Origin of the sequence: Streptomyces sp. NRRL WC-3549 (assembly GCF_000721935.1) — a bacterium.
GTDB lineage: Bacteria > Actinomycetota > Actinomycetes > Streptomycetales > Streptomycetaceae > Streptomyces.
Genome location: NZ_KL585420.1, coordinates 137,892 through 142,972, shown reverse-complemented (window position 1 = coordinate 142,972; position 5,081 = coordinate 137,892). Strand labels below are relative to the sequence as shown.

General features: G+C 71.8%; 4 protein-coding genes. 3 read left to right on the top strand and 1 reads right to left on the bottom strand.

Annotation, left to right across the window (positions count from 1 at the left end; translation table 11 throughout):
• A partial coding sequence (locus tag IH13_RS0125225; RefSeq protein WP_031088141.1) for a glycoside hydrolase family 15 protein occupies window positions 1–882 on the bottom strand: 882 nt, incomplete at its 3' end.
• A gap of 429 nt (window positions 883–1,311) precedes the next feature.
• On the opposite strand from IH13_RS0125225, the gene IH13_RS0125220 reads away from it, so the two are divergent.
• From IH13_RS0125220 to IH13_RS0125210, 3 genes are all read left to right on the top strand, one after another.
• Window positions 1,312–2,982, top strand: a complete 1,671-nt coding sequence (locus IH13_RS0125220) for a CTP synthase (RefSeq protein ID WP_031088138.1) — start codon at window positions 1,312–1,314, stop codon at window positions 2,980–2,982.
• Between the two features lie 75 nt (window positions 2,983–3,057).
• Window positions 3,058–3,684, top strand: coding sequence for an NUDIX domain-containing protein (locus tag IH13_RS0125215; RefSeq protein ID WP_031088136.1), 627 nt, complete (start codon window positions 3,058–3,060; stop codon window positions 3,682–3,684).
• A gap of 205 nt (window positions 3,685–3,889) precedes the next feature.
• A partial coding sequence (locus IH13_RS0125210; protein ID WP_158791290.1) for an AAA family ATPase occupies window positions 3,890–5,081 on the top strand: 1,192 nt, incomplete at its 3' end.

The window sequence follows — 5,081 nt, the reverse complement described above, 5'->3', positions numbered from 1 at the left end:
CAGCCACTCACGCCAGGCGCGGGCCTCCTCGCGGTAGCCGGTGCGCAGCAGCGAGGAGAGCGTGATCGCCGCGTCCCGCAGCCAGGTGTAGCGGTAGTCCCAGTTCCGTACGCCGCCGATCTCCTCCGGCAGCGAGGTCGTCGGAGCCGCCACGATGCCGCCGGTCGGCCCGTACGTCAGGGCCTTCAGCGTGATCAGGGAGCGGACCACCGCCTCCCGGTAGGGCCCGTGGTACGTGCACTGCTCGACCCACTCCCGCCAGAACTGCTCCGTCGCCTCCAGCGACCCCTCGGGGTCCGGCAGGGCGGGCGGCTCGTGGTGCGAGGGCTGCCAGCTGATGGTGAAGGTGATCCGGTCGCCCGGGGCCACGGCGAAGTCCGCGTACGTGGTCAGGTTCTCCCCGTACGTCTCGGCCTCGGTGTCCAGCCATACCGAGTCCGGGCCCGCGACGGCGACCGTACGGCTGTCCACCTTGTGCACCCAGGGCGTGACGCGCCCGTAGCTGAAACGCATCCGCAGCTCCGAGCGCATCGGCACCCGGCCGCTCACGCCCTCCACGATGCGGATCAGCTGGGGAGCGCCGTCACGCGGCGGCATGAAGTCCGTCACGCGGACGGTGCCGCGTGAGGTGTCCCACTCCGATTCCAGGACGAGGGAGTCGCCCCGGTAGCGGCGCCGGTCGGCGGCCGGCGGCTCGGCCCCTTCCGGACGGGCGGGTCCCAACCGCCAGAAACCGTGCTCCTCCGTGCCGAGGAGCCCGGCGAAAATGGCATGCGAGTCGAAGCGGGGCAGGCACAGCCAGTCTGCTGTGCCGTCCCGGCAGACCAGGGCGGCGGTCTGCATGTCTCCGATGAGTGCGTAATCCTCGATGCGCCCGGCCACGTGTATCTCCAGTCGAACGGCCAGTCGCCCCGTGGGGCGCTAACTGCTGGTCAAGGGGTCGTTGTAAGAAACCGACGAGCTCTTGCGCGGGTGATAGCGGGCTGGGGTGATGCCGCTGGGCCGGCCGACTCGGCAGCGAGTGTCCGAGCAGGATACGACGCAGCACGAAGATCCGCGCGACGCTGGTCATATGTTGTCCGCGCAGGCCGATTGTGAGGTAGAGGGGGTGCGGTGACCCTGTGACCTTCGTGTGACGGGTCCCGGCCGGAAGCGACCGCTCCTGGTCGCTGATACCCTGGTAGCCCGTGGACCGGTGGTCGTCCCGAGAGTGGACGAGGCCCCCGAACCGCAGCGACGGCACCCCGGAATTCTCCGAGCGGCCTGCCGGTACGCACCTCACGATCGCGACCACGGGAGCCCCCTTTGGCTATGCAGCCCACATCCACGACGACCAAGCACATCTTCGTCACCGGGGGTGTCGCCTCCTCCCTCGGCAAGGGTCTGACTGCCTCCAGCCTGGGTGCCCTGCTCAAGGCGCGTGGCCTCAGGGTCACCATGCAGAAGCTTGACCCCTATCTCAACGTCGACCCCGGCACGATGAACCCCTTCCAGCACGGTGAGGTGTTCGTCACCAACGACGGCGCCGAGACCGACCTGGACATCGGTCACTACGAGCGCTTCCTCGACGTCGACCTCGACGGCTCGGCCAACGTCACCACCGGCCAGGTCTACTCGCAGGTCATCGCCAAGGAGCGGCGCGGCGAGTACCTCGGCGACACCGTCCAGGTCATCCCGCACATCACCAACGAGATCAAGCACCGCATCCGCCGCATGGCCACCGACGACGTCGACGTCGTCATCACCGAGGTCGGCGGCACGGTCGGCGACATCGAGTCGCTGCCCTTCCTGGAGACCGTCCGCCAGGTCCGCCACGAGGTCGGCCGCGACAACGTCTTCGTCGTGCACATCTCGCTGCTGCCCTACATCGGCCCCTCCGGCGAGCTGAAGACGAAGCCCACCCAGCACTCCGTCGCGGCCCTGCGCAACATCGGTATCCAGCCGGACGCCATCGTCCTGCGCGCCGACCGCGAGGTGCCCACCGCCATCAAGCGCAAGATCTCGCTGATGTGCGACGTCGACGAGACCGCCGTGGTCGCCTGCCCCGACGCCCGGTCGATCTACGACATCCCCAAGGTGCTCCACACCGAGGGCCTGGACGCCTACGTCGTCCGCAAGCTGGACCTGCCGTTCCGCGACGTCGAGTGGACCACCTGGGACGACCTGCTGGACCGCGTCCACAACCCCGACCACGAGGTCACCGTCGCCCTGGTCGGCAAGTACATCGACCTGCCCGACGCCTACCTCTCGGTCACCGAGGCCATCCGGGCCGGCGGTTTCGCCAACCGGGCCCGGGTCAAGGTCAAGTGGGTCGCCTCCGACGACTGCAAGACCCCGGCCGGAGCCCAGCAGCAGCTCGGCGACGTCGACGCGGTCTGCATCCCCGGCGGCTTCGGCGAGCGCGGTGTGATCGGCAAGGTCGGCGCCATCCAGTTCGCCCGCGAGAACAAGGTGCCGCTGCTCGGCCTCTGCCTCGGCCTCCAGTGCATCGTGATCGAGGCCGCGCGCAACCTCGCCGGCATCCCCGACGCCAACTCCACCGAGTTCGACGCGGCCACCGGCCACCCCGTCATCTCGACGATGGAGGAGCAGCTCGCGTACGTCGAGGGCGCCGGCGACCTCGGCGGCACCATGCGGCTCGGCCTCTACCCGGCGAAGCTCGCCGAGGGCTCCCTCGTGCGCGAGGCGTACGCCGGCGAACCCTACGTCGAGGAGCGCCACCGCCACCGCTACGAGGTCAACAACGCCTACCGCACGGAGCTGGAGAAGAAGGCCGGACTGGTCTTCTCCGGCACCTCCCCGGACAACAAGCTCGTCGAGTACGTCGAGTACCCGCGCGACGTCCACCCCTACCTGGTCGCCACCCAGGCGCACCCGGAGCTGCGGTCCCGCCCGACCCGGCCGCACCCGCTCTTCGCCGGTCTGGTGAAGGCGGCCGTGGAGCGCCAGGTCGCGGCGCGCGGGACGGGTGCCGAGGCGTAAGAGATACCGTTGACCGGGGTACGCGTCCTTCACCGGACGCGTGCCCCGGTTCTCGTTTTCCGTGGAAGGACGTACATGGGTTTCCAGGACACCCCCGAGGAGTGGCGGGTCACCGCATCGGTGACGCCGTTCACCGGCAACAAGACGAGTGTCCGCACCGACGACGTGGTGATGCCGGACGGCAGCGTCCACAGCCGCGACTACCAGGTCCACCCGGGCTCCGTCGCCGTCCTCGCCCTCGACGAGGACGGCCGGGTGCTCGTCCTGCGGCAGTACCGGCATCCGGTGCGCCACAAGCTGTGGGAGATCCCGGCCGGACTCCTGGACGTGCCCGGGGAGAACCCGCTGCACGCCGCGCAGCGGGAGCTGTACGAGGAGGCGCACGTCAAGGCCGGGGACTGGCGGGTGCTGACCGACGTCTACACCACGCCCGGCGGCTGCGACGAGGCCGTCCGCGTCTTCCTGGCCAGGGACCTCTCCGAGGCCGAGGGCGAGCGCTTCGCGGTCTCCGAGGAGGAGGCCGACATGGAGCAGGCCCGGGTGCCGCTGGAGGAGCTCGTCCGGGGTGTGCTCGCCGGGGACCTGCACAACAGCTGCCTGGTGGTGGGCGTCCTCTCCCTCAGCGCCGCCCTCGCCGGCGACGGCGTGGACGCGCTGCGCCCGGCCGACGCGCCGTGGCCGGCCCGGCCCTTCGAGTCCTGAGGGGCGTCCCCGGAGAACTCCGGGCCGGGCTGTCGACCGTACGGGGGAAGGGGCCGGCCGGAGGTCCGGTCGTACCGATCGGTGATCCGATCGAGGGACCCGGCCGTCGCGCTCGACCCTGATCGTCCGCTTCACTGAACTACGCTCGAAAAGGCCGGCCGGAGTTCCGGCGGGCAACGGCGTGCAGCGAAGTGGAGCGTGGCCCGTGACCGATCAGGCGGTGGACACCAGCGGCCCGGCCCGAGCGGCCAGGACAGTCGCGGCTGACGTGCCGTCAGGTGCCACCCCACCCCAGTTTTTCGGCCGTGAACGGGAGTTGAAGGCCCTTCAGGCGGACATCGGGCGGGCCGGCCTGGACACCCTGGCCGGCCGCAAGGCCGCCCGCGCCCGGGTCCTGCTGATCGCCGGCCGGCCCGGATCCGGACGCACCGCGCTCGCCTCCGAACTCGCCCGCCGCCTCGCCGAACCCGGGGGCCACCCCGACGGGGTGTACCGGATCGCGCTCACCGAACCGAGCGGCGAACGCGTCCCCGGTGAGCGCGCCGCCCGCGACCTCCTGGACCAGCTCGGCGTCGCCGCGCCGCCCGGTGCGGACGAGGACGAGCTCTCCGGGACGGTCCGCGAGGCCTTCGCCGCACGCCGCGCCCTGATCCTGCTCGACGACGCCGTGGACGCGGAACAGGTCGACCCGCTGCTCCCGGACAACCCGGACTGCCTGGTCGTGGCCACCTCCACCGGACCGCTGACCGGGATCCCCGGGGTCCGCCCGTGCACCGTGGGCGGCCTGGAGGCGGGCCCGGCCGTCCAGTTGCTGGCCCGCGCGGTCGGCCAGGTCCGCATCACCGTCGACCCGCGCGCGGCCGAGACGCTCGCCGAGGAGTGCGGGGGGCAGCCCGCGGCCCTCGTGCTGGTCGCCGGCTGGCTGGCGGCCCGCCCGGGCGCATCCGTCGCGGACGTCACCAAACAGCTCCGCGAGGTCCCGGAGCGCACCGAACAGCCTCTGGGCGTCCGCTCGCTGGACCGCGCGTTCCGGCTGGTGCACGCCTCGCTGCCGCCGTCCGCCGCCCGGACCCTGCGCCTGCTCGCCCTCGCTCCCGCCGGACTGGCCGACGCCCACACCGCCTCCGCGCTGGCCGGGTGCTCGGTCTCGGTGGCCCGCACCACCCTGGAGGACTTCGTCCGGTTCGGGCTGCTGCGGACGAACGGGGCGGACCGGCCGCAGTACGAGGTGCCCGGCTGCCTCGCCCCGCTGCTGCGCGCCCTCATGGACGAGCTGGACCGGCCGGCCGAGATCCAGCTCGCCCGGGCCCGGATGCTGGAGCGCACCGTACGCCAGCTCCAGTCCTGCCGGGCGGTCACCGAACCGGAGGGCTCCCCGGCCCGCCGCAGGCTCCCCC